The 17482-nt window shown below is 70.3% G+C and carries 13 protein-coding genes, 1 tRNA gene, 1 other RNA gene and 1 pseudogene; 6 read left to right on the plus strand and 10 right to left on the minus strand.

Annotation, left to right across the window (positions count from 1 at the left end; all coding sequences use genetic code 11):
- Window positions 1-120: 120 nt before the first annotated feature.
- From ACFQRD_RS04605 to ACFQRD_RS04615, 3 genes are all read right to left on the minus strand, one after another.
- Window positions 121-3216 carry a bifunctional [glutamine synthetase] adenylyltransferase/[glutamine synthetase]-adenylyl-L-tyrosine phosphorylase gene (locus ACFQRD_RS04605; RefSeq protein ID WP_377803521.1) on the minus strand — a complete coding sequence of 1032 codons (3096 nt, stop codon included), beginning with the start codon at window positions 3214-3216 and terminating at the stop codon, window positions 121-123.
- 13 nt (window positions 3217-3229) lie between these two features.
- Window positions 3230-4567, minus strand: coding sequence for a glutamine synthetase family protein (locus ACFQRD_RS04610; RefSeq protein ID WP_377793968.1), 1338 nt, complete (start codon window positions 4565-4567; stop codon window positions 3230-3232).
- 69 nt (window positions 4568-4636) lie between these two features.
- A complete protein-coding gene (locus ACFQRD_RS04615) occupies window positions 4637-5200 on the minus strand; it encodes a hypothetical protein (protein ID WP_377803522.1) in 564 nt (187 codons plus the stop codon).
- A 215-nt stretch (window positions 5201-5415) separates the two neighbouring features.
- Between ACFQRD_RS04615 and panB the strand changes: the two genes are divergently transcribed.
- Window positions 5416-6264 carry a 3-methyl-2-oxobutanoate hydroxymethyltransferase gene (gene panB, locus ACFQRD_RS04620; protein ID WP_377016903.1) on the plus strand — a complete coding sequence of 283 codons (849 nt, stop codon included), beginning with the start codon at window positions 5416-5418 and terminating at the stop codon, window positions 6262-6264.
- Between the two features lie 46 nt (window positions 6265-6310).
- Here panB and ACFQRD_RS04625 read toward each other — a convergent pair whose 3' ends face one another.
- Window positions 6311-6529, minus strand: a complete 219-nt coding sequence (locus ACFQRD_RS04625; protein WP_377016901.1) for an SPOR domain-containing protein — start codon at window positions 6527-6529, stop codon at window positions 6311-6313.
- Window positions 6530-6567: 38 nt separating this feature from the next.
- On the opposite strand from ACFQRD_RS04625, the gene map reads away from it, so the two are divergent.
- On the plus strand, window positions 6568-7455 hold the full coding sequence (map, locus tag ACFQRD_RS04630; RefSeq protein WP_377803523.1) for a type I methionyl aminopeptidase: 888 nt from the start codon (window positions 6568-6570) through the stop codon (window positions 7453-7455).
- 156 nt (window positions 7456-7611) lie between these two features.
- A pseudogene (gene ppgK / locus ACFQRD_RS04635) lies at window positions 7612-8352 on the plus strand (polyphosphate--glucose phosphotransferase); the annotation flags it as partial.
- A gap of 878 nt (window positions 8353-9230) precedes the next feature.
- Here the strand turns inward: ppgK and rnpB are convergent.
- Window positions 9231-9595, minus strand: an RNA gene (gene rnpB / locus ACFQRD_RS04640) — RNase P RNA component class A.
- Between the two features lie 140 nt (window positions 9596-9735).
- On the opposite strand from rnpB, the gene ACFQRD_RS04645 reads away from it, so the two are divergent.
- Complete coding sequence (locus ACFQRD_RS04645; RefSeq protein ID WP_377016897.1) at window positions 9736-10515, plus strand: YaaA family protein; 780 nt, start codon at window positions 9736-9738, stop codon at window positions 10513-10515.
- A gap of 41 nt (window positions 10516-10556) precedes the next feature.
- On the opposite strand, the gene ACFQRD_RS04650 is transcribed toward ACFQRD_RS04645, so the two are convergent.
- Genes ACFQRD_RS04650 through ACFQRD_RS04660 form a run of 3 tightly spaced genes read right to left on the minus strand, consistent with a single transcriptional unit; the run spans window position 10557 to window position 13161 of the window.
- A complete protein-coding gene (locus tag ACFQRD_RS04650; protein ID WP_377016895.1) occupies window positions 10557-11378 on the minus strand; it encodes a Nif3-like dinuclear metal center hexameric protein in 822 nt (273 codons plus the stop codon).
- 47 nt (window positions 11379-11425) lie between these two features.
- On the minus strand, window positions 11426-11887 hold the full coding sequence (sufU, locus tag ACFQRD_RS04655; protein WP_377016893.1) for a Fe-S cluster assembly sulfur transfer protein SufU: 462 nt from the start codon (window positions 11885-11887) through the stop codon (window positions 11426-11428).
- Window positions 11884-13161, minus strand: a complete 1278-nt coding sequence (locus ACFQRD_RS04660; protein ID WP_377016891.1) for an aminotransferase class V-fold PLP-dependent enzyme — start codon at window positions 13159-13161, stop codon at window positions 11884-11886. The genes sufU and ACFQRD_RS04660 overlap by 4 nt, the downstream gene beginning before the upstream one ends.
- A 198-nt stretch (window positions 13162-13359) precedes the next feature.
- On the opposite strand from ACFQRD_RS04660, the gene ACFQRD_RS04665 reads away from it, so the two are divergent.
- Complete coding sequence (locus ACFQRD_RS04665) at window positions 13360-13575, plus strand: hypothetical protein (protein ID WP_377016889.1); 216 nt, start codon at window positions 13360-13362, stop codon at window positions 13573-13575.
- A 163-nt stretch (window positions 13576-13738) separates the two neighbouring features.
- On the opposite strand, the gene ACFQRD_RS04670 is transcribed toward ACFQRD_RS04665, so the two are convergent.
- Together ACFQRD_RS04670 and ACFQRD_RS04675 are read right to left on the minus strand one after the other, a co-directional pair.
- A tRNA-Val gene (locus tag ACFQRD_RS04670) sits at window positions 13739-13815 on the minus strand.
- A 112-nt stretch (window positions 13816-13927) separates the two neighbouring features.
- Window positions 13928-14347, minus strand: coding sequence for a DUF3052 domain-containing protein (locus ACFQRD_RS04675; RefSeq protein ID WP_377016887.1), 420 nt, complete (start codon window positions 14345-14347; stop codon window positions 13928-13930).
- Between the two features lie 373 nt (window positions 14348-14720).
- Between ACFQRD_RS04675 and aceE the strand changes: the two genes are divergently transcribed.
- On the plus strand, window positions 14721-17465 hold the full coding sequence (gene aceE, locus ACFQRD_RS04680) for a pyruvate dehydrogenase (acetyl-transferring), homodimeric type (protein WP_377793972.1): 2745 nt from the start codon (window positions 14721-14723) through the stop codon (window positions 17463-17465).
- Window positions 17466-17482: the final 17 nt, after the last annotated feature.

Genomic DNA, 17482 nt, shown 5'->3' on the forward strand with positions numbered 1-17482 from the left:
TCCTCGGGAGGACGCGATAGGACGCGGGTCGGTGACAGGGGGCGGAGTTCACGGTACGCCGACGGCGGCCTCCGGCCGTGGTGACAGCGCCGTACGCGCCGAGAATCACGCGGCGGCGGGTCACCCTTCGGGGCCGAAGATGAGTCGCTCGGCGATCAGCCGGGCCCGGCGGGTCAGCCGCAGGTACCGCTCCTCGAGCTCGGAGGCGGAGCCGTCCTCGCCATCGATGAGCTGGGCGAGGGCCCGCAGCTCGGTGCGGTCGGTGGGGAGCACGTCGCCCTCGCGCCCCTTCCACAGGAACAGGCAGCGGCGGACCTGCCAGGCCAACTTCCATGCCTCCGAGAGCTCCTCGGCTTCCCGGGCGGAGATCAGATCGGCCCCAGCGGCGGCCTCGAGCTGGCCCAGCGTGCTGGTGGTGCGCAGCCCGTCGACCTCGTGAGCGTGCTCCATGGCGAGGATCTGGGCGCTCCACTCGACGTCGGTCATCCCGCCGCGGCCGAGCTTGACCTGGCGGGAGGGATCGGCGTTGCGCGGCAGGCGCTCGGACTCCACGCGCGCCTTCATGCGGGTGATCTCCCGCCGCGCGCGCTCGTCGAGCCCGCTCGCCGGGTAGCGGTGCCGGTCCATCTCCTCCCGCAGCTGCGCCGCGACGGCCTCCGAGGCCACCACGGGCCGGGCGCGCAGCAGCGCCTGCTTCTCCCATGTCTGCGCGTCCCGCCGGTAGTACTCGATCCATGCCTCGACGCTGCGGGCGAGCATGCCGTTCTTCCCCTCGGGGCGCAGGTCCGCGCTGACCTTCATGTCGGTGCCAGCGGCGGGGGCGTTGAGGATGCGCTGGACCTGGGTGGCCACAGCCACCCCGATCTCGCCGGCGGCGTGCCCGGCCCCGCGATCGATGAGGAGGAACTGGACGTCGGCGTCGGAGGCGTAGCCCATCTCGCGGGCACCGAAGCTGCCCATCGCCACGATCGCCATCTCCACCCCGAGGGCGCGCGCCGGGTCGGAGCGGCGCTCGCGCAGGCGTTTGGCGGTGTCGACATCGACCTCCTCGACGCTGTCGAGGGTCTCGGCGCCGGCGCCGACCACCTTGCGCTCGCGGGCGACGACATGGAAGGCGACCAGCAGCCCCGCCTCCAGCACCGCCTCGGCGAGGTCGGTGAGGGCGCGGGCGACCTCGGTCGCGGAGGAGAGACCGGTCAGGTGTGCCAGGGCGATCCGCAGCAGCTCCCGGTTGCGGGTGCGCCGCAGGACGTCGCGGGCCACCTCGACGGAGTCGACCCGGGAGATGACGGCGAGGAACTCCCGGCCCAGGACGTCGCGGGAGAGCGGGCGCAGATGCTCGTCGCGGGCGAGCCAGCGCACCGCCTCGGGGATCTGCACCAGCTGTTCGCCGACGAAGCGACTGCCGGAGAGCACCCGGGTCAGCCGTTTCGCGGCCAGGCCCGAGTCGCGCAGCAGGCCCAGGTACCAGTGGGCGGAGCCGATGGTGTCCGAGAGCCGGCGGAACGCGAGCAGGCCGAGGTCGGGATCGATGCCGTCCGCGAACCATTCGAGCATCGCGGGCAGCAGCTGGCGCTGGATCTTCGCGCGCCGGGAGATGCCCTCGGTCAGGGCGGTGATGTGGGTCAGGGCGCGGGCCCCGTCGCGGTAGCCGATCGCTGCCAGGCGGGCCGTGGCCGACTCCGGGCTCAGCCGGATCTCGCCGTCGCTGAGCGTGGAGGCCGTCTCCAGCAGGGGGCGGTAGTAGATCTCCTCGTGCAGCTGGCGCACGCGGCGGCGGGTGCGGTTGTACTTCTGGTCGAACTGGTCCGGCGTCAGGCCCAGAGTGCGTGCCAGGCGTCGCAGGTCGGCCGGGGAGGTGGGCAGCACCTGGGTGCGGCGCAGTCGGTGCAGCTGCATGCGGTGCTCGACGCAGCGCAGGAACCGGTAGGCGGCGTCCATCTCGGCGACGTGGTTGCGGGAGATGTAGCCGCCCTCGCCCAGCCGGGCGAGCGACTGGAGCGTGGAGCGCGCATGCAGACCCAGATCGGTGCGGCCGTGGACCATCTGCAGCATCTGCACGGTGAACTCCACGTCCCGCAGGCCGCCGGGGCCGAGTTTGATGTTGCGGTCGGCCTCGCCGTGCGGGATGTGGGCGATGACCCGGCGGCGCATCGCGCGGGAGTCCTCGACGAACCCCTCGCGGGTGGAGGCCTTCCACACCCAGGGCTCGACCATCTCCTCGAATTCCCGGCCCAGCTCGAGGTCGCCGGCGGCGGCGCGCGACTTCAGGAGGGCCTGGAACTCCCAGGAGTGGGCCCACTGGGTGTAGTAGTGGCGGTACGAGTCCAGGGTCCGCACCAGCGGACCGTCCTTGCCCTCGGGCCGGAGGTTCGCATCGACCTGCCACAGGGACCCCTCGGCCGTGCGGTCCGAGCACACGCGAGCCAGCTCCCGGGCGAGGGCGGAGCCGATCACCACCAGCTCCTCCTCGGCGGCATCGTCGACGGGGGCGACCACGTGCATCACGTCGACGTCGGAGATGAAGTTCAGCTCGCGCGCTCCGGTCTTGCCGAGCGCGATCACGGACCAGCGGACCTTCTCGTGGTCCTCGACGGTCGCCCGGGCGATCGCGGCGGCCGCATCCAGGGCGGCGTCTGCCAGGTCGCTGAGGGCGGTCGAGACCCGCGGCTGGAGAGCTTCGGGGGACGCGGCGAGGACATCGGCGGCGGCGATCTGGATCAGTCGTTCGTGGTAGGCGACCCGCAGGTCGTCGCGGGCCTCCCGCCCGGCCTCGGCGGCGACGGGCACGGGGGCCGACGGGTCGGCGCCGACCGCCCGCAGCAGCCGCTCGCGCACGGCGGCGGCCGGCGTGGCCAGCTCGTCATCGCCCTCGCGCAGCGCCTCCAGCAGCTCCGGGTGCCGGGTGAGGACGTCGCCGAGCGCGACGGACGTGCCCAGCAGCCGGATCAGCCGGTCGCCGGCGCTGCCGGGCGTCCCGATGCCGGCGAGGAACTCGTCCTTCAGCGCTTTGCGTCCGCAGCCCTCGGCGGCTTCGGCCAGGCGGAGCAGACCGATCACCGCATCATCGCCGTCGGCCGTGGCACCGATGCGGGCCACGGCTCCCTGGGGCAGCCCGGCCAGGGCCGGGTCGGCGAGGAAGCGACTGACGCGGTCGGTCCGGGTGAAGCCGAGGCGGGCGAGGCCGCCGGCACCGGTCGCGGGCTGGGAGGTCATCGGCCGGCGCACCTCAGACCCGGCCGAACGTGGAGGCCAGTTCGTAGTCGGTCACCTGCTCGCGATAGCGCTGCCACTCCTGTTTCTTGTCGCGCAGGAAGAACTCGAAGACCTGCTCGCCGAGGGTGCCGGCCATCAGCTCGGAGGATTCGAAGTTCTCCAGCGCCCGGAACAGGTCGGTGGGCAGCGGTTCGATCCCCATGGCGCGGCGCTCGCGCTCGGTGAGGTCCCACACCGCGTCCTCGGCGCCCTCAGGCAGCTCGTACTCCCCCTCGATGCCGGCCATGCCCGCCGCCAGCAGGGCTGCGAAGGCCAGGTACGGGTTCGCCGCGGAGTCCAGCCCCCGGAACTCGACGCGCGAGCTGGTGCCCTTGGTGGGCTTGTGGAAGGGCACCCGCACCAGCGCGGAACGGTTGTTGTGCCCCCAGCAGATGTAGCTCGGCGCTTCCTGCGCGCCCCACAGGCGCTTGTACGAGTTGACCCACTGGTTCGTCACGGCGCTGTACTCCGGGGCGTGCTGCAGCAGGCCCGCGATGAACTGGCGGCCGGTGCGGGAGAGGCCGTACTCGGCGCCGGGCTCGTGGAAGGCGTTCTTGCCGCCCTGGAACAGCGAGAGGTGGGTGTGCATCCCGGAGCCGGGCTGGTCGATCATCGGTTTGGGCATGAAGGTGGCCACCTGCCCCATCGACAGGGCCACCTCCTTGACCACGGTGCGCAGGGTGACGATGTTGTCCGCCGTGGTCAGCGCGTCGGCGTAGCGAAGGTCGATCTCGTTCTGGCCGGGCCCGTTCTCGTGGTGGGAGAACTCGACCTGGATGTTCATAGCCTCCAGGTGCTCGATCGCGGTGCGACGGAAGTCCTGGCCCTGGCCGCGGTGGACGTGGTCGAAGTAGCCGGCGTTGTCGATCGGGACCAGCCGGTCGCCCTGGGTGTAGGGCTTCTCGAACAGGTAGAACTCGATCTCGGGGTGGGCGAAGAGCTCCAGGCCCTTCTCCTCGGCGCGGGCGAGGATGTCGCGCAGCACGCGACGCGGGTCGGCGGCGGCGGGTTCGCCGTCGGGGGTGAGGACGTCGCACATCATGCGTCCGGTCGCATTGGTCTCGCCGCGCCAGGCCAGCAGTTCGAAGGTGCCTGGATCCGGGCGCAGGATCATGTCTGATTCGTAGCTGCGGGTCAGGCCCTCGATGGTGGAGCCGTCGATCCCGATGCCCTCGGTGAAGGCCGTCTCGAGGTCCGACGGAGAGATCGCGATGGACTTCAGCGTCCCGGCGATGTCGCAGAACCACAGACGGATGAACCGCACGTCGCGGTCGGAGACGGTCCGGATGACGTCATCGTGGAGATGTTCCATGCAACCAGTCTGCCGCACGGGCAGCGGGCAACGGGTAACGGGCCGCGGGCGGCCGCGGCCCGATCCCGGTCAGAGCGCCTTGATGTACCAGCTGCCGTCGTCCCCCCGCGCCATCGGCACCTCGGTGTCGATCCCGGGCACGCTGATCGCGATCGTCCCGTCGTCCCGGGGCTCGGCCTCGAGCATGTCCTCGGTGACCATCGCGGCCGCCTGCGGCGACAGGGCCTGGTACTGGTCGCTGTCGGTGATCGTCTCGACGCAGGCGGTGGCGGAGGCCCCCTCGACCGGCTGATCGGTGGCCGGGGCCAGGACGAAGCCGCAGGCCGCTTCGGCGTCCTTGTCCCCCAGGGCCTGGATGAAGCCGATCATCTGCTCCTTCGCCGCCGAGACGTCCTGCTCGCCGACTTCGCCCGCGTTCTCGCCGCTGCCGGCGTCCGAGGGAGCCTCGCCGCCACCGTCGCTCGGACCGGTGGCCTCGCGGGTGGCCTCCGGGTCGCTCTCCTGCGACGCGGTCTCCTGGCCTCCCGTCTCCCCCTCGTCGCCGCCGGTGCACGCCCCCGCCCCCGCCGCGATGGCGAGGACGCCCAGACCTGCAGCCGCGCGGCGAACCGTCGTGCGCATGATCGAACTCATCATCCATCCTCCCTCTCGGCGCCGGCGCGGATGCCGACGGGCCACAAGGCTCCCATATGGCCGCCCCACGAGGCCTGGCGCACCGTGCCCGGAATCGATCGGGCTCGCCGGCTCGGCGGGCACGCGGAACTAGACTGCCGGGTACGGACCTGCCGCAGCTGCCGGTGGTCCGGGCCGCGGGGCGCGATCGAGGAGTCCCGCGACCCTCGTCGTCCATGCGCCTCCAGGAGCACATCGTGAGCACCCCCTCCGGCACCGGATCCTCCGGTCCCGCCAAGGTCCGCATCCGTCATCTGCAGGACGCCAAGGAGCGCGGCCGGCCGTTCTCGATGCTCACTGCCTACGATCAGTTCTCCGCCCAGGCCTTCGAGGCGGCCGGGATCGACGTCCTGCTGGTGGGCGACTCCGTCGGCACCACCGTGCTCGGCCACGACTCGACCACCGCCACCACCCATCAGGACATGCTCACCTTCACCGGTGCCGTCGCCCGCAGCGTCCACCGCCCGCTGATCGTGGCGGACCTCGCCTTCGGCACCTATGAGACGGGCCCGGCCGACGCGGTCCGTCACGGTGTCGAGCTGATCCGGGCCGGCGCGGAGATGATCAAGCTCGAGGGCGGCCACGCCATCGTCCCCCAGATCCAGGCGCTGACGCAGGCCGGCATCCCCGTGATGGGGCACCTCGGTTTCACCCCGCAATCGGTGAACTCGCTATCGGGCCACCGGGTCCAGGGCCGGGACGCCGCGGCAGCCGATCAGCTCGCCGAGGACGCGGTCGCGCTACAGGAGGCCGGGGCCTCCGCGATCGTGCTCGAACTCGTCCCGGCGCAGGTCGCCGCACGCATCACCGAGGTGGTGCATGTGCCGACCGTCGGTATCGGTGCCGGCCCCTCCTGCGACGGGCAGGTGCTGGTGTGGCAGGACATGGCCGGCATGTCCGGATTCCACGGCAAGTTCGTCAAGGCTTTCGGAGATCTGCGCGCCGATCTCCAGCGCGCGGCCGCGCAGTACCGCGACGAGGTGACCGAGCGGTCCTACCCCGGCCCGGAGCACTCCTTCGACTGACCTCAGCCGGCCGAGCGACGAGCGCCGCGGGGTCAGTGCTCCAGGGTCAGTTCTTCGGCTCGGACCCTTCCGCGGATCCGCCGTAGTCCTCCCACTCCTGGTCCTCCTCCTGCCACGCCTCGTTCCGGGCCGCAGCGATCTTCAGCGCCTTCTCGGCCTCCGCGCGCGTGGAGTAGGGCCCCATCAGCTCGGTGCCGGGCGACTGCCGGCCCTCTTCGACGTTGCCCGTGGTGAGGTTGTAGTAGAACTCGGTGCCCTCCGTCACGTCGGGCTCCTTTCCGCATCGGTGAGAGACTGGTGGATATGACTGTAGAGCAGAAATGGATCCGTCCAGAAGGACGAGAGGTGCTGGTTCCCGGCACCGTCGGCCCCCGTCGTCCCGTGCCCGCACGCATCGAGCGCCCCGAGTACGTCGACAAGGACGAGGCCGTCTCCGATACCGGGCCCCACATCCAGAGCGCGGATGTCATCGAGCGCGTGCGCGAGGCCTCGCGCATCGCGGCGATCGCTCTGCAGGCCGCCGGTGAGGCCGCCCAGCCGGGCGTGACCACCGACCGTATCGACGAGGTCGTCCACGACGTCCTGATCCAGCACGGGGCCTACCCCTCCACTCTCGGCTACCTCGGGTACGAGAAGTCGTGCTGCACGAGCCTGAACGAGGTGATCTGCCACGGCATCCCGGACTCGACGGTGATGCAGTCCGGCGACATCCTCAACGTGGACGTCACCGCCTACATCCACGGGGCCCACGGAGACACCAACGCCACCTTCGAGGTCGGTGAGGTCGATCCCCGCGTCCAGGACCTGGTCTCGCAGTCCCACGAGGCGATGATGCGGGGCATCAAGGCGGCGAAGCCGGGCCGCCAGGTCAATGTCATCGGGCGCGTGATCGAGAAGTTCGTCGCCCGCCACGGGTACGAGTCGGTGCGCGACTACACCGGTCACGGGGTCGCCGAGGGCTTCCACAACGGCCTGGTCATCCCCCACTACGATTCCGCGCCGATGTTCGACGACGTGATCGCCGAGGGCATGACGTTCACCATCGAGCCGATGGTCGCGATGGGCTCGCAGGACTGGGAGCAGTGGGACGACGGCTGGACCGTGGTCACCAAGGACCGCTCCTTCAGCGCCCAGTTCGAGCACACCATGGTCATCACCGACCAGGGTCCGGAGCTGCTCACCGTCCTCTGAGCGGACTGTCCCGCACTCGCCCGGGCCACCGCCGGCCGCCTCGTCGGCGGGGTCGGCAGCGCGGCTCGTCGGCGGGGATCCGGGTTGTTTGGCACACTATGGCCAGCGATGGGCGGACAGACCGCCGGGACCCGGCACACGGAACGAGGACAGATCATGACCGAGCAGGCGTTCGGCATCGACATCGGCGGCAGCGGCATCAAGGGCGCGCCCGTGGATCTTGCGTCGGGGGCGCTCGCCGCGGACCGGCTGCGGATCAAGACCCCTCAGCCCTCCTCACCGGACGCGGTCGCCGACACGGTCAGCGAGCTCATCGAGAGCTTCGACATCAGCGAGGGCATGCCCGTCGGCGTGACCTTCCCGGCCGTCATCCAGCAGGGAGTGGCCCGTACCGCCGCCAACGTCGACAAGTCCTGGATCGGCACCGACGCCGACGCCCTGTTCACCGAGCGCACCGGGCACGACGTGTTCGTGGTCAACGATGCCGACGCCGCCGGCATCGCGGAGATGGAGTTCGGTGCCGGCCGCGGCCAGCAGGGCGTGGTGCTGGTGATCACGCTGGGCACCGGTGTGGGCAGTGCGATGTTCGTCGACGGGCGGCTGGTGCCGAACACGGAGCTCGGGCACATTCCGCTCAAGGGCGACTCGGCCGAGAAGTACATGGCCGAATCCGCTCGTGAGCGCAAGGACCTGTCCTGGAAGAAGTGGGCGAAGCGGCTCCAGAAGTACTTCTCCCTGGTCGAGTTCCTCTTCAGCCCGAACCTCATCATCGTCGGCGGCGGGGTCTCCAAGGAGCACGAGAAGTTCCTCCCGCGCCTGGAGCTGAACACCCCCATCGTGCCGGCGGAGCTGCGCAACGAGGCAGGCATCATCGGCGCTGCGGCACTTGCGCGACGGTCAGAGGATGATGTCGACGGATCCGGCTCGACGTCCTCTCGCGAGCAGACGTCCTCGCCGTCGACGGCGTCCTCGGGGAAGCAGGCGAACTCGAAGACGTCGTCGAAGCAGGCGAGCTCGACGACGTCCGCGGCGAGCACCGATGCCACGGAGAACGCTGCGACGTCGACCAGGTCACCGGCCGAGGAATCCGCCGAGAGCACCGCCTCGACGAAGGCATCGAGCGCCACCAAGAGCTCGTCCGGGAAGGCCACCGGCGCGCAGAAGTCGTCTGCGAAGAGCTCCGGCACGAAAGCCACCACGTCCGGTCAGAAGACCACGAGCCAGAAGAAGTCCACGAGTCAGAAGAAGGACTCGGCGCAGTCGACATCGGGTCAGAAGAAGGACTCGGGGTCCGACGCCTCGACCCGTCAGCAGACCGGGGCCCAGAAGAAGGATTCCGGCCGGTCCGCCTCCAGCCGGAAGCAGACCTCGGCGCAGAAGAAGGACTCTGGCTCGGCCACCTCCGGTCAGAAGAAGACCGCTTCCGCGTCGAAGAGCTCCGGCTCGAAGAGTTCGGCCCGCAGCGGCAACAGCACGTCGGCGTCTTCGTCCCGGTCGTCGTCCGGGGCGAAGACGTCAGGGTCGACCAAGTCGTCAGGGTCGACCAAGTCGTCGGGGTCGAGGAAGACCTCTGCGCCGAAGAAGAGCTCTGCGCGGAAGTAGGGGTCCGGCGGGAAGCAGGCAGGCCGGACGCGTCTGCCGATCAGGCCGCCCCGGGGGTGAGCGCAACTTCCTGGTCTGGTGCACGACGTGAGCACGCTCAGGCAGGGTGACTCGGCGCTGACCGCCACATTGCTGCACCTCCCTACCGGCGCAGCGGTGGCGGAGGGTGATGAGGGACCAGCCGGCCTGTAAGCCGGGTTCTGTGAGCGGCAGTCATCCATCTCGGATCGCCGTTGCCGACGACCTCCAGCGGTCCACCCGGGAACTCGGGCTGGCACCCTCGAACGTTCCCTGTACGACCTTGCTCCCGGTGGGGTTTACCGTGCCGGCCTCGTCACCGAGACCGCGGTGGTCTCTTACACCACCCTTTCACCCTTACCGCCCGCGCCCCGAAAGGCTCAGGCGGCGGTCTGCTTTCTGTGGCACTGTCCCGCGGATCACTCCGGGTGGGCGTTACCCACCACCGTGCCAGGCGGAGCCCGGACTTTCCTCGGCCCCGGAGCGCGAGCCCCGAGGACGCGACTGCCCGGCCGACTGGTCCGCCGTCCAGTTTACGCCGACCGCGCACTCGGGCCGCCAGTGAGGTCGTCACCGACGGTGCGCTGACGTGCGCAAAGTCTCGCGACTGCGCCTCCCGAGGTGCCATGGCAGGGCGGATCGGCCTCCGAGAATGGAGAGATGCTGATCCTGCTGCCGCCCTCGGAGACCAAGACACGACCACCCGAGGCCGAGGCCCGCCCGCTCGACCTCGAGGCGATGGCGCTGCCCGAGCTGCTCGAGGCCCGACGGACCATGCTGCGGGCCGCCCAGCGGACGGCGGGGACCCAGGACGCCGCCGCGAAGCTCGGTGTCCCAGCCTCCTCCCCCGAGCTCGTCCAGCGGATGGCAGACCTCGAGCACGAGCCGGCCGCTCCCCCGCTCGCGGTGTACTCCGGGGTGCTCTACGACCAGCTGGACCCCGCGCACCGCCCCGCGCCGGACCGCCGCCTTCTCGTCCAGAGCGCATTGTTCGGACTCGTCGACGCCGGCACCGACCGGATCCCCGCCTACCGGCTCTCGGCGACCTCCGCCGTCTCCCGACTCGGGAAGGCCGGCTCCTGGTGGACCCAGAGGCTGCGGCCGACGGCGCAGCGCCTGCAGAAGGAACAGGCGGAGGGTGGATCGCCGGTGGTCATCGACTGCCGCTCCGGCTCGTACCGTTCGATGATGCAGCTGCGCACCGACCCGGCAGTGCGGGTCCTCGAGGTCTCACCCGTCCAGGAGCGCGGCGGTGCGCGCAAGGTCGTCTCCCACGATGCCAAGCGCTACCGCGGACTCGTCACGCGATCGCTGCTGGCGGCCGGCACGACTCCGGCCTCGGCCGATGACGTCGTGGATCTGCTGCAGCCGGCCCTCGGCGGCGGTCTCCGCGTGGAACTGGAGGGAGACCGCCTCGTCATCGTCGACCACATCGCCTGACCTGGCTGGTCCACTGGGCGGCTGGTCCGCTGGGCGGCGGGTCAGCCGGCGCGGCCGCCCCAGGGATCGGTCGTGTGCTCGCTGATCACGACGTCCAGGCCGGGCACGGCGTCGCTGAGCAGGTCGCGGGCCAGCGGCAGCCAGAGCGCCTCGCTCGCCGCGTGCGGGACGTCGATCAGCGCCGGCACCGCCGCGTGGTCCGCAGCGGCCTCGAGGTGCTCCAGAGCGGGATGGTGGCGCAGATCCGAGGTGATGTAGGCGTCCACACCTGCGGCGAGGGCCTGCTCCAGGAAGGAGTCGCCGGCGCCCGGGCACACGGCCACGGTCCGGACAGGCTGGCTCGCCGGGCCGGTGTGGACGACTCCGCGGGCCGTGGGCGGGACGATGCCGGCCACGGCTGCGGTCAACTCGGCGACGTTCATCTCCCGTGGCAGGCTGCCGATCGCCCCGAGGCCGAACAGCTGTGACCCGTGGGCTGCCATCGTGCTCTCCGGGGGCGGCACGAGGGCCCGAGGATCCTGGAGATCCAAGGCGCTCATCCAGGCGCCGACGGTGCCGAGCGTGGACCGGTCGACGTTGGTGTGACCGCACCACAGGGCGGTGCCGGCGCGCAGCAGGTCCGTGACGACGGCGCCCTTGCCCTGGTCCGCGGGCAGGAAGCTGGCCCCGCGCAGCAGCAGCGGGTGGTGGGTCACCAGCAGCTGGGCGCCGCGGTCCACGGCCTCCTCGGCGACCGCCACTGTGGGGTCCACGGCCAGCAGCACCCGTCGGACGTCGGCCCCTCGCTCCCCCAGCACCAGACCGACCCGATCCCAGGACTCCGCCCAGGACAGCGGATAGGTCTCCTCGAGCAGACCGGTCACGGATCCCACCGTGGCCGCCGCCAGAGGACCGACAGTGTGCGGGCGGCTCATGAGCCGAGCGCCCGGGCCTCGACCAGCGCCGCCTGGTAGGCCTTCCACGGCATCAGCACGCACTTCACGCGCGCGGGGAACTTGGCGGCTCCGAGCAGGGCGACGCCGTCACCGATCAGCTCCTCGTCGCCCTCGATGCGGCCACGCGATCCCATGGCCGCCTCGAAGTGCTCCCGCACCGGATCCATCTCGGCCACGGTGCGGCCGATCAGGAGGTCCGCCATGATCGACGCGGCGGCCCGGCTCATGGCGCAGCCGATCGCGTCATAGGAGACGTCCTCGATACGCTGGCCCTCGCCGCTGCCACTGAGATGCAGGCGCAGGGTGATCTCATCCCCGCAGGTGGGGTTGACGTGGTGGACCTCAGCGTCGAACGGCTCGCGCAGGCCCTCGTGCAGAGGGCGCTTGTCGTGCTCGACGACGAGCTCGGTGTACAGGGAGTTCAGTGCTGTGCTCATGAGAATGATCCGAAGAAGTCGGCGGTGTGCCGGACGCCCGCGATGAGAGCGTCGACCTCCGCGGCGGTGGTGTGGAGGGAGAAGCTCGCGCGGGTGGTCCCGTGCAGCTCGTAGCGGCGATGCAGCGGCCAGGCGCAGTGATGCCCGACGCGCACCTCGAGGCCGAGGGAATCGAGCACCTGGCCGACGTCGTGCGGGTGGCGGCCTGCCAGGGCGAAGGACACCGCGCCCGCCCGTTCCGGGGAGGCGGCGGGGCCGATGATGCGGATCCCGTCGATCGCTGCCAGCCCGCGCAGCGCCCGGTCGGTCAGGGCCCGTTCGTGCTCGGCGACCTGCTCCATGCCGAGAGCGGTGAGGTAATCGCAGGCGGCGGCGAGGCCGACGGCCTGGCTGATCGGGGGCGTGCCGGCCTCGAACCGGGCCGGCGGCGCGGCGAAGGTCGAGTGGTCGAGATGGACCACTTCGATCATGGATCCGCCGGTGCGGAACGGGGGCAGCGCCGCGAGGTGTTCGTAGCGGCCCCACAGCACGCCGATGCCGGTGGGGCCGTGCATCTTGTGGCCGGACAGCGCGACGAAGTCGACGTCGAGTGCGGCCAGGTCGATCGGCATGTGCGGGGCGGACTGGGCCGCATCCAGGACGGTCAGCGCGCCCACGGACTGTGCGGCCTCGACCAGCCGTGCGACGGGATTCACGGTTCCGAGCACATTGGACTGGTGGGCGAAGGCGACGACCTTGGTGCGCTCGGTGACCAGTGCGTCCAGACCGGTCAGGTCCAGGGTGAAGTCGTCGGCCAGCGGGATCCAGCGCAGCGTGGCGCCGGTGCGCCGGGCCAGCTCCTGCCAGGGGACCAGGTTGGCGTGGTGCTCCATCTCCGTCACCAGGATCTCGTCGCCCTCGTGCACCCGCAGGTGCTCCGGGGTGGACTCATCACCGTTGCCGAGGGAGTAGGCGACCAGATTCAGCGCCTCGGTCGCATTGCCGGTGAAGACGATCTCGTCGGGTGTGGCGGCGCCGAAGAACGCGGCCACCGTCTCGCGCGCGTCCTCGAAGGCGTCCGTGGCGGCCGTGGCCATCCGGTGAGCGCCGCGCTTGACCGCTGCGTGGTCGTGGGTCAGGTAGGCGACCTCGGCGTCGATCACCTGCTGGGGCCGCTGCGAGGTGGCGCCCCCGTCCAGGTAGATCATCGGGGTGTCCTCGTCCAGCATGCGGCCGAGGATCGGGAAATCCGCCCTGATCGCCTCGACGTCGAACGGTCTGCTCGGTGCACTCACCTGCGCGGCTCCTCCTTCGATAGGTGCCGGTCGCGGTCACCCGGGCGAACTGTGCGAGAACGGTCCGAGCCTGCCGCGATGGTCCTCCAGTATAGGAACCGCCCAGGCGGCTGCCCGAGGCCATGAGATCCTGTCCACATCCGTTCCATCCCGTCAGGAGGATCCGCCATCGACACCCTGATCCTGCTCCTTTTCGGCGTGACGATCCTTGCCTTCCTGATCGTGATCATCGGCCGGCTGCTGGTGCGTCGCAACCGTGATCGTGAAGAGGCCGAGGCGGCCGGTTTCCCCGGCGGTGAGCGGCCCCGTACCGATGAGGAACGTGCCCAGGACCGGCGGACCGCGGTCGTGTGGGGCTGCGCGGCGCTCGCGGTGCCGTGCCTGCTGGTGCTCGCCTACGTCGTCACCCGCTGACGAACGCTTCCCTCCGGCCGACGCACACCCCGCTCCGAGGGTCCACAGCCCGGCGCACGCCGTGAGGTCGGTGCGCCCCGTGAGGCGGTGCATGCGGTGAGGTCGGTGCACCCCGTCGCCGGGCGCGAGCCGGAGCTGAGCGGTGTCCGTGCACCGTGTCTCGTGGTGGGTCGTGAGGGGCTCGAACCCCCGACCTTCTGGGTGTAAACCAGACGCTCTGACCAGCTGAGCTAACGACCCGGACGGGAGCTGCGCCCCCGGACCTCCTTCAGGTGACCCTTTCTATCGCACGCCGCGCGCCCGCGCGCGAGGCGCGGTCACCTCGCGGGCGAGGCCGCCGCGAGGGCGGTGATCAGCTCGGGCGGCTGGCCAGGCGGGTCCCCGTCCAATCGGGCGCGAGGCTCACGGTGGTCAGGACGCGCAGACCGGCGACCCCGGCGCTCTCCTGGATCTCTCCCGGGGGCACGTGCCCGTCGCGGCCCGCCTTGGGGGTCAGCACCCACACGGGCGCGCCGGGCGCCAGGGTGGTGAGGGTGTCGACCATCGCGTCGGTCAGGTCGCCGTCACCATCGCGCCACCACATGATCACGGCGTCGACGATCTCCTGGCAGTCCTCGTCCTCGAGCTCACCGTCGATGAGGTCCTCGATCGCGTCGCGCAGATCCAGGTCGACATCATCGTCGTAGCCGAACTCCTGCACGATCTGGCCCGAGGTGAACGTCAGCGCCTCGGCAAGAGAGCTGGGCGAAGGGGCGTCGGCCGACGGTGACAAGAAAAGGCTCCTCACAGGATGGGGCAAAGCAGATACGGCAGGTCCGGCCGTGCCCGAGGGGACGGTGGACCGAACTCTGCGCGCCGATTCTATGTCACGAGCCACCCTCCTGCACTACAGGGGCGCACGCGGGTGAGATTCGAGGTGGCACCGGGCGATGAGGGCCGTCCGCACCCTCCGCCACCTGCGGGCCTGTGACTCCGACGCGCCCGTACGGGGTGTCCGGCGTCTCACACCTGAGGAGGGATCGTGAAGGTCCCTCCACGCCCCGGCGACGGTAGGCTTGCTCGGACCGAGGCCGAAGGAGCCGGGCCCGCCGGCGTTCCACTGCTCCCACGGCCGGTCCATCGCCTCCCGAAGAGAGAAGGACAGTGTGAGTTCGCACGAGACCCCTCGTCCCATCGGCATCAACCTGCCCAGTCACGCGCAGGATCCCGACCCGGAGGAGACGCAGGAGTGGTTGGACTCGTTCGACGGACTCGTCGAGCACCGGGGCGACGAGCGCGCCTCGGAGGTCGTCCAGAGCCTCATCCAGCACGCCCGTGAACGCGACCTGGAGCTTCCGGAGTCGCTGACCACGGACTACGTCAACACCATTCCCGTCGAGGAGCAGCCCGAGTACCCCGGTGACGTGGAGCTCGAGAAGGAGCTGCGCAACATCAACCGCTGGAACGCAGCGATGCTCGTCCATCGCGCCCAGCGCCCCGGGGTCGCCGTCGGCGGCCACCTCTCCAGCTACGCCTCCATCGCCACGATGTACGAGGTCGGCTTCAACCACTTCTTCCGTGGCCGCAACCACCCCGGCGGCGGCGATCACGTCTTCTTCCAGGGCCACGCCTCCCCCGGGATCTACGCGCGCGCCTACATGATGGGCCGCCTCGGCCAGGAGGATCTGGACGGCTTCCGCCAGGAGTTCTCCAGCGAGCACGGCATGCCCTCGTACCCGCACCCGCGGGCGATGCAGGACTTCTGGGAGTTCCCGACGGTCTCGATGGGCATCGGCCCGGTCGCGGCGATCGAGCAGGCCTCCTTCGACCGCTATCTCAGCAACCGCGGGCTGAAGGACACCAGCGAGCAGCACACCTGGGCGTTCCTCGGCGACGGCGAGATGGACGAGGTCGAGTCCCGCGGCGCGCTGCACATCGCCGCCAAGGAGCACCTGGACAACCTCACCTTCGTCATCAACTGCAACCTGCAGCGGCTCGACGGGCCGGTGCGCGGCAACGGCAAGATCATCCAGGAGCTCGAGGCGCAGTTCCGCGGCGCGGGCTGGAACGTCATCAAGGTCGTCTGGGGCTCCGGCTGGGATCCCCTGCTGGCCAAGTCCACCGACGGGGCGCTCATCGACCTGATGAACGCCACTCCCGATGGTGACTACCAGACGTACCGCGCCGAATCCGGCGGCTTCATCCGGGACAACTTCTTCGGGCGCGATCCGCGCACCAAGGCGCTCGTGGAGGACCTCTCCGACGACGACATCTGGTGGAAGCTCAACCGCGGCGGGCACGACGCCCAGAAGGTCTACGCCGCCTTCCAGGCCGCCATGGCCCAGAAGGGCAAGCCGACCGTCATCCTCGCCCAGACCGTCAAGGGATACCGGCTGGGGACGAACTTCGCGGGCCGCAACGCGACCCACCAGATGAAGAAGTTCACCCTCGAGGATCTCAAGGCGCTCCGCGACACGCTGCGCATCCCCGTGACCGATGAGCAGCTCGAGTCCGGCAGCGTCTACGACGCCCCGCTCTACCTGCCGGATGACGACGCCCCGGTGATGAAGTATCTCAAGCAGCGCCGCGAGGAGCTCGGCGGGCCCATGCCCTCACGCAGCACCGAGCACAAGGCGCTCGAGCTGCCCGGCGACAAGGCCTACGAGGTCACCCGTCGCGGGTCGGGCAAGCAGGAGATCGCCACCACCATGGCACTGGTGCGTCTGCTCAAGGACCTCATGCGTGACAAGGAGACCGGCAAGCGCTGGGTCCCGATCGTCCCCGACGAGGCGCGCACCTTCGGCATGGACTCGCTGTTCCCGACGGCGAAGATCTACAACCCCGACGGGCAGAACTACCTCTCGGTCGATCGTGACCTGCTGCTGGCCTACAAGGAGTCCACCTCCGGCCAGATCAAGCACATGGGCATCAACGAGATCAGCTCCACGGCAGCCTTCACCGCCGCGGGCACCTCGTACGCCACGCACGACTTCCCGATGATCCCGCTGTACATCTTCTACTCGATGTTCGGGTTCCAGCGCACCGGCGACTTCTTCTGGGCCGCCGGGGACCAGATGGCCAAGGGCTTCGTCATCGGCGCGACGGCCGGCAAGACCACACTGGCCGGCGAGGGCCTCCAGCACATGGACGGCCACTCGCCGATCCTGGCCGCCACCAACCCCGGCGCGGTGATCTACGACCCGGCGTACGGGTACGAGCTCGGCCACATCATCCGCGACGGTCTGCAGCGCATGTACGGCGAGGACGACCGCCTGCAGGAGGTCTTCTACTACATCACCGTCTACAACGAGCCGATCGTCCAGCCCGCGGAGCCGGAGAATCTGGACGTCGAAGGCCTGCTCAAGGGCATGTACGTCGTCGAGGGCCTGCCCGAGGGCGACGGGCCCGAGGCACAGCTGCTGGCCTCCGGCGTCGGCGTGCCGTGGGCCCGCCACGCCCGCGAGCTGCTGGCCGAGGACTGGGGCGTACGCGCCAACGTCTGGTCGGTGACCTCCTGGACGGAGCTGCGCAAGGAGGCCCTGGAGGCGGAGAAGCACAACCTGCTCAGCCCCGAGGATCAGCGCACCCCGTGGATCTCGCAGCGCCTCGAGGGCGTCAGCGGCCCGTTCGTGGCGACCTCCGACTACGACTTCATGGTCCCGGACATGATCCGCGAATGGGTCCCGGGGCAGTACGGCGTGCTCGGGGCCGACGGATGGGGCTTCTCCGACACCCGCCCGGCGGCTCGCCGCCACCTGAAGATCGACGCGCACTCCATGGTCGTCAAGACCCTGCAGCTGCTGGCCCGCGAGGGCAAAATCGACGCCGCGGTGGTCCGCCAGGCCATCGACAAGTACGACCTGCTGAACGTCAACGCCGGCCAGTCCGGCTCGTTCGGCGGCGAGTCCTGATCACCGCCGGGTCATCC

The sequence above is a fragment of the Brachybacterium sp. GCM10030268 genome, assembly GCF_042666305.1.
Taxonomy (GTDB): domain Bacteria; phylum Actinomycetota; class Actinomycetes; order Actinomycetales; family Dermabacteraceae; genus Brachybacterium.

Excerpts from the sequence above, each read along its gene's own strand:
- ACFQRD_RS04605 (WP_377803521.1), bottom strand. The coding sequence starts at position 3,216 with ATGACCTCCCAGCCCGCGACCGGTGCCGGCGGCCTCGCCCGCCTCGGC.
- ACFQRD_RS04610 (WP_377793968.1), bottom strand. The coding sequence starts at position 4,567 with ATGGAACATCTCCACGATGACGTCATCCGGACCGTCTCCGACCGCGAC.
- ACFQRD_RS04615 (WP_377803522.1), bottom strand. The coding sequence starts at position 5,200 with ATGAGTTCGATCATGCGCACGACGGTTCGCCGCGCGGCTGCAGGTCTG.
- panB (WP_377016903.1), top strand. The coding sequence starts at position 5,416 with ATGCGCCTCCAGGAGCACATCGTGAGCACCCCCTCCGGCACCGGATCC.
- map (WP_377803523.1), top strand. The coding sequence starts at position 6,568 with ATGACTGTAGAGCAGAAATGGATCCGTCCAGAAGGACGAGAGGTGCTG.
- ACFQRD_RS04645 (WP_377016897.1), top strand. The coding sequence starts at position 9,736 with ATGCTGATCCTGCTGCCGCCCTCGGAGACCAAGACACGACCACCCGAG.
- sufU (WP_377016893.1), bottom strand. The coding sequence starts at position 11,887 with ATGAGCACAGCACTGAACTCCCTGTACACCGAGCTCGTCGTCGAGCAC.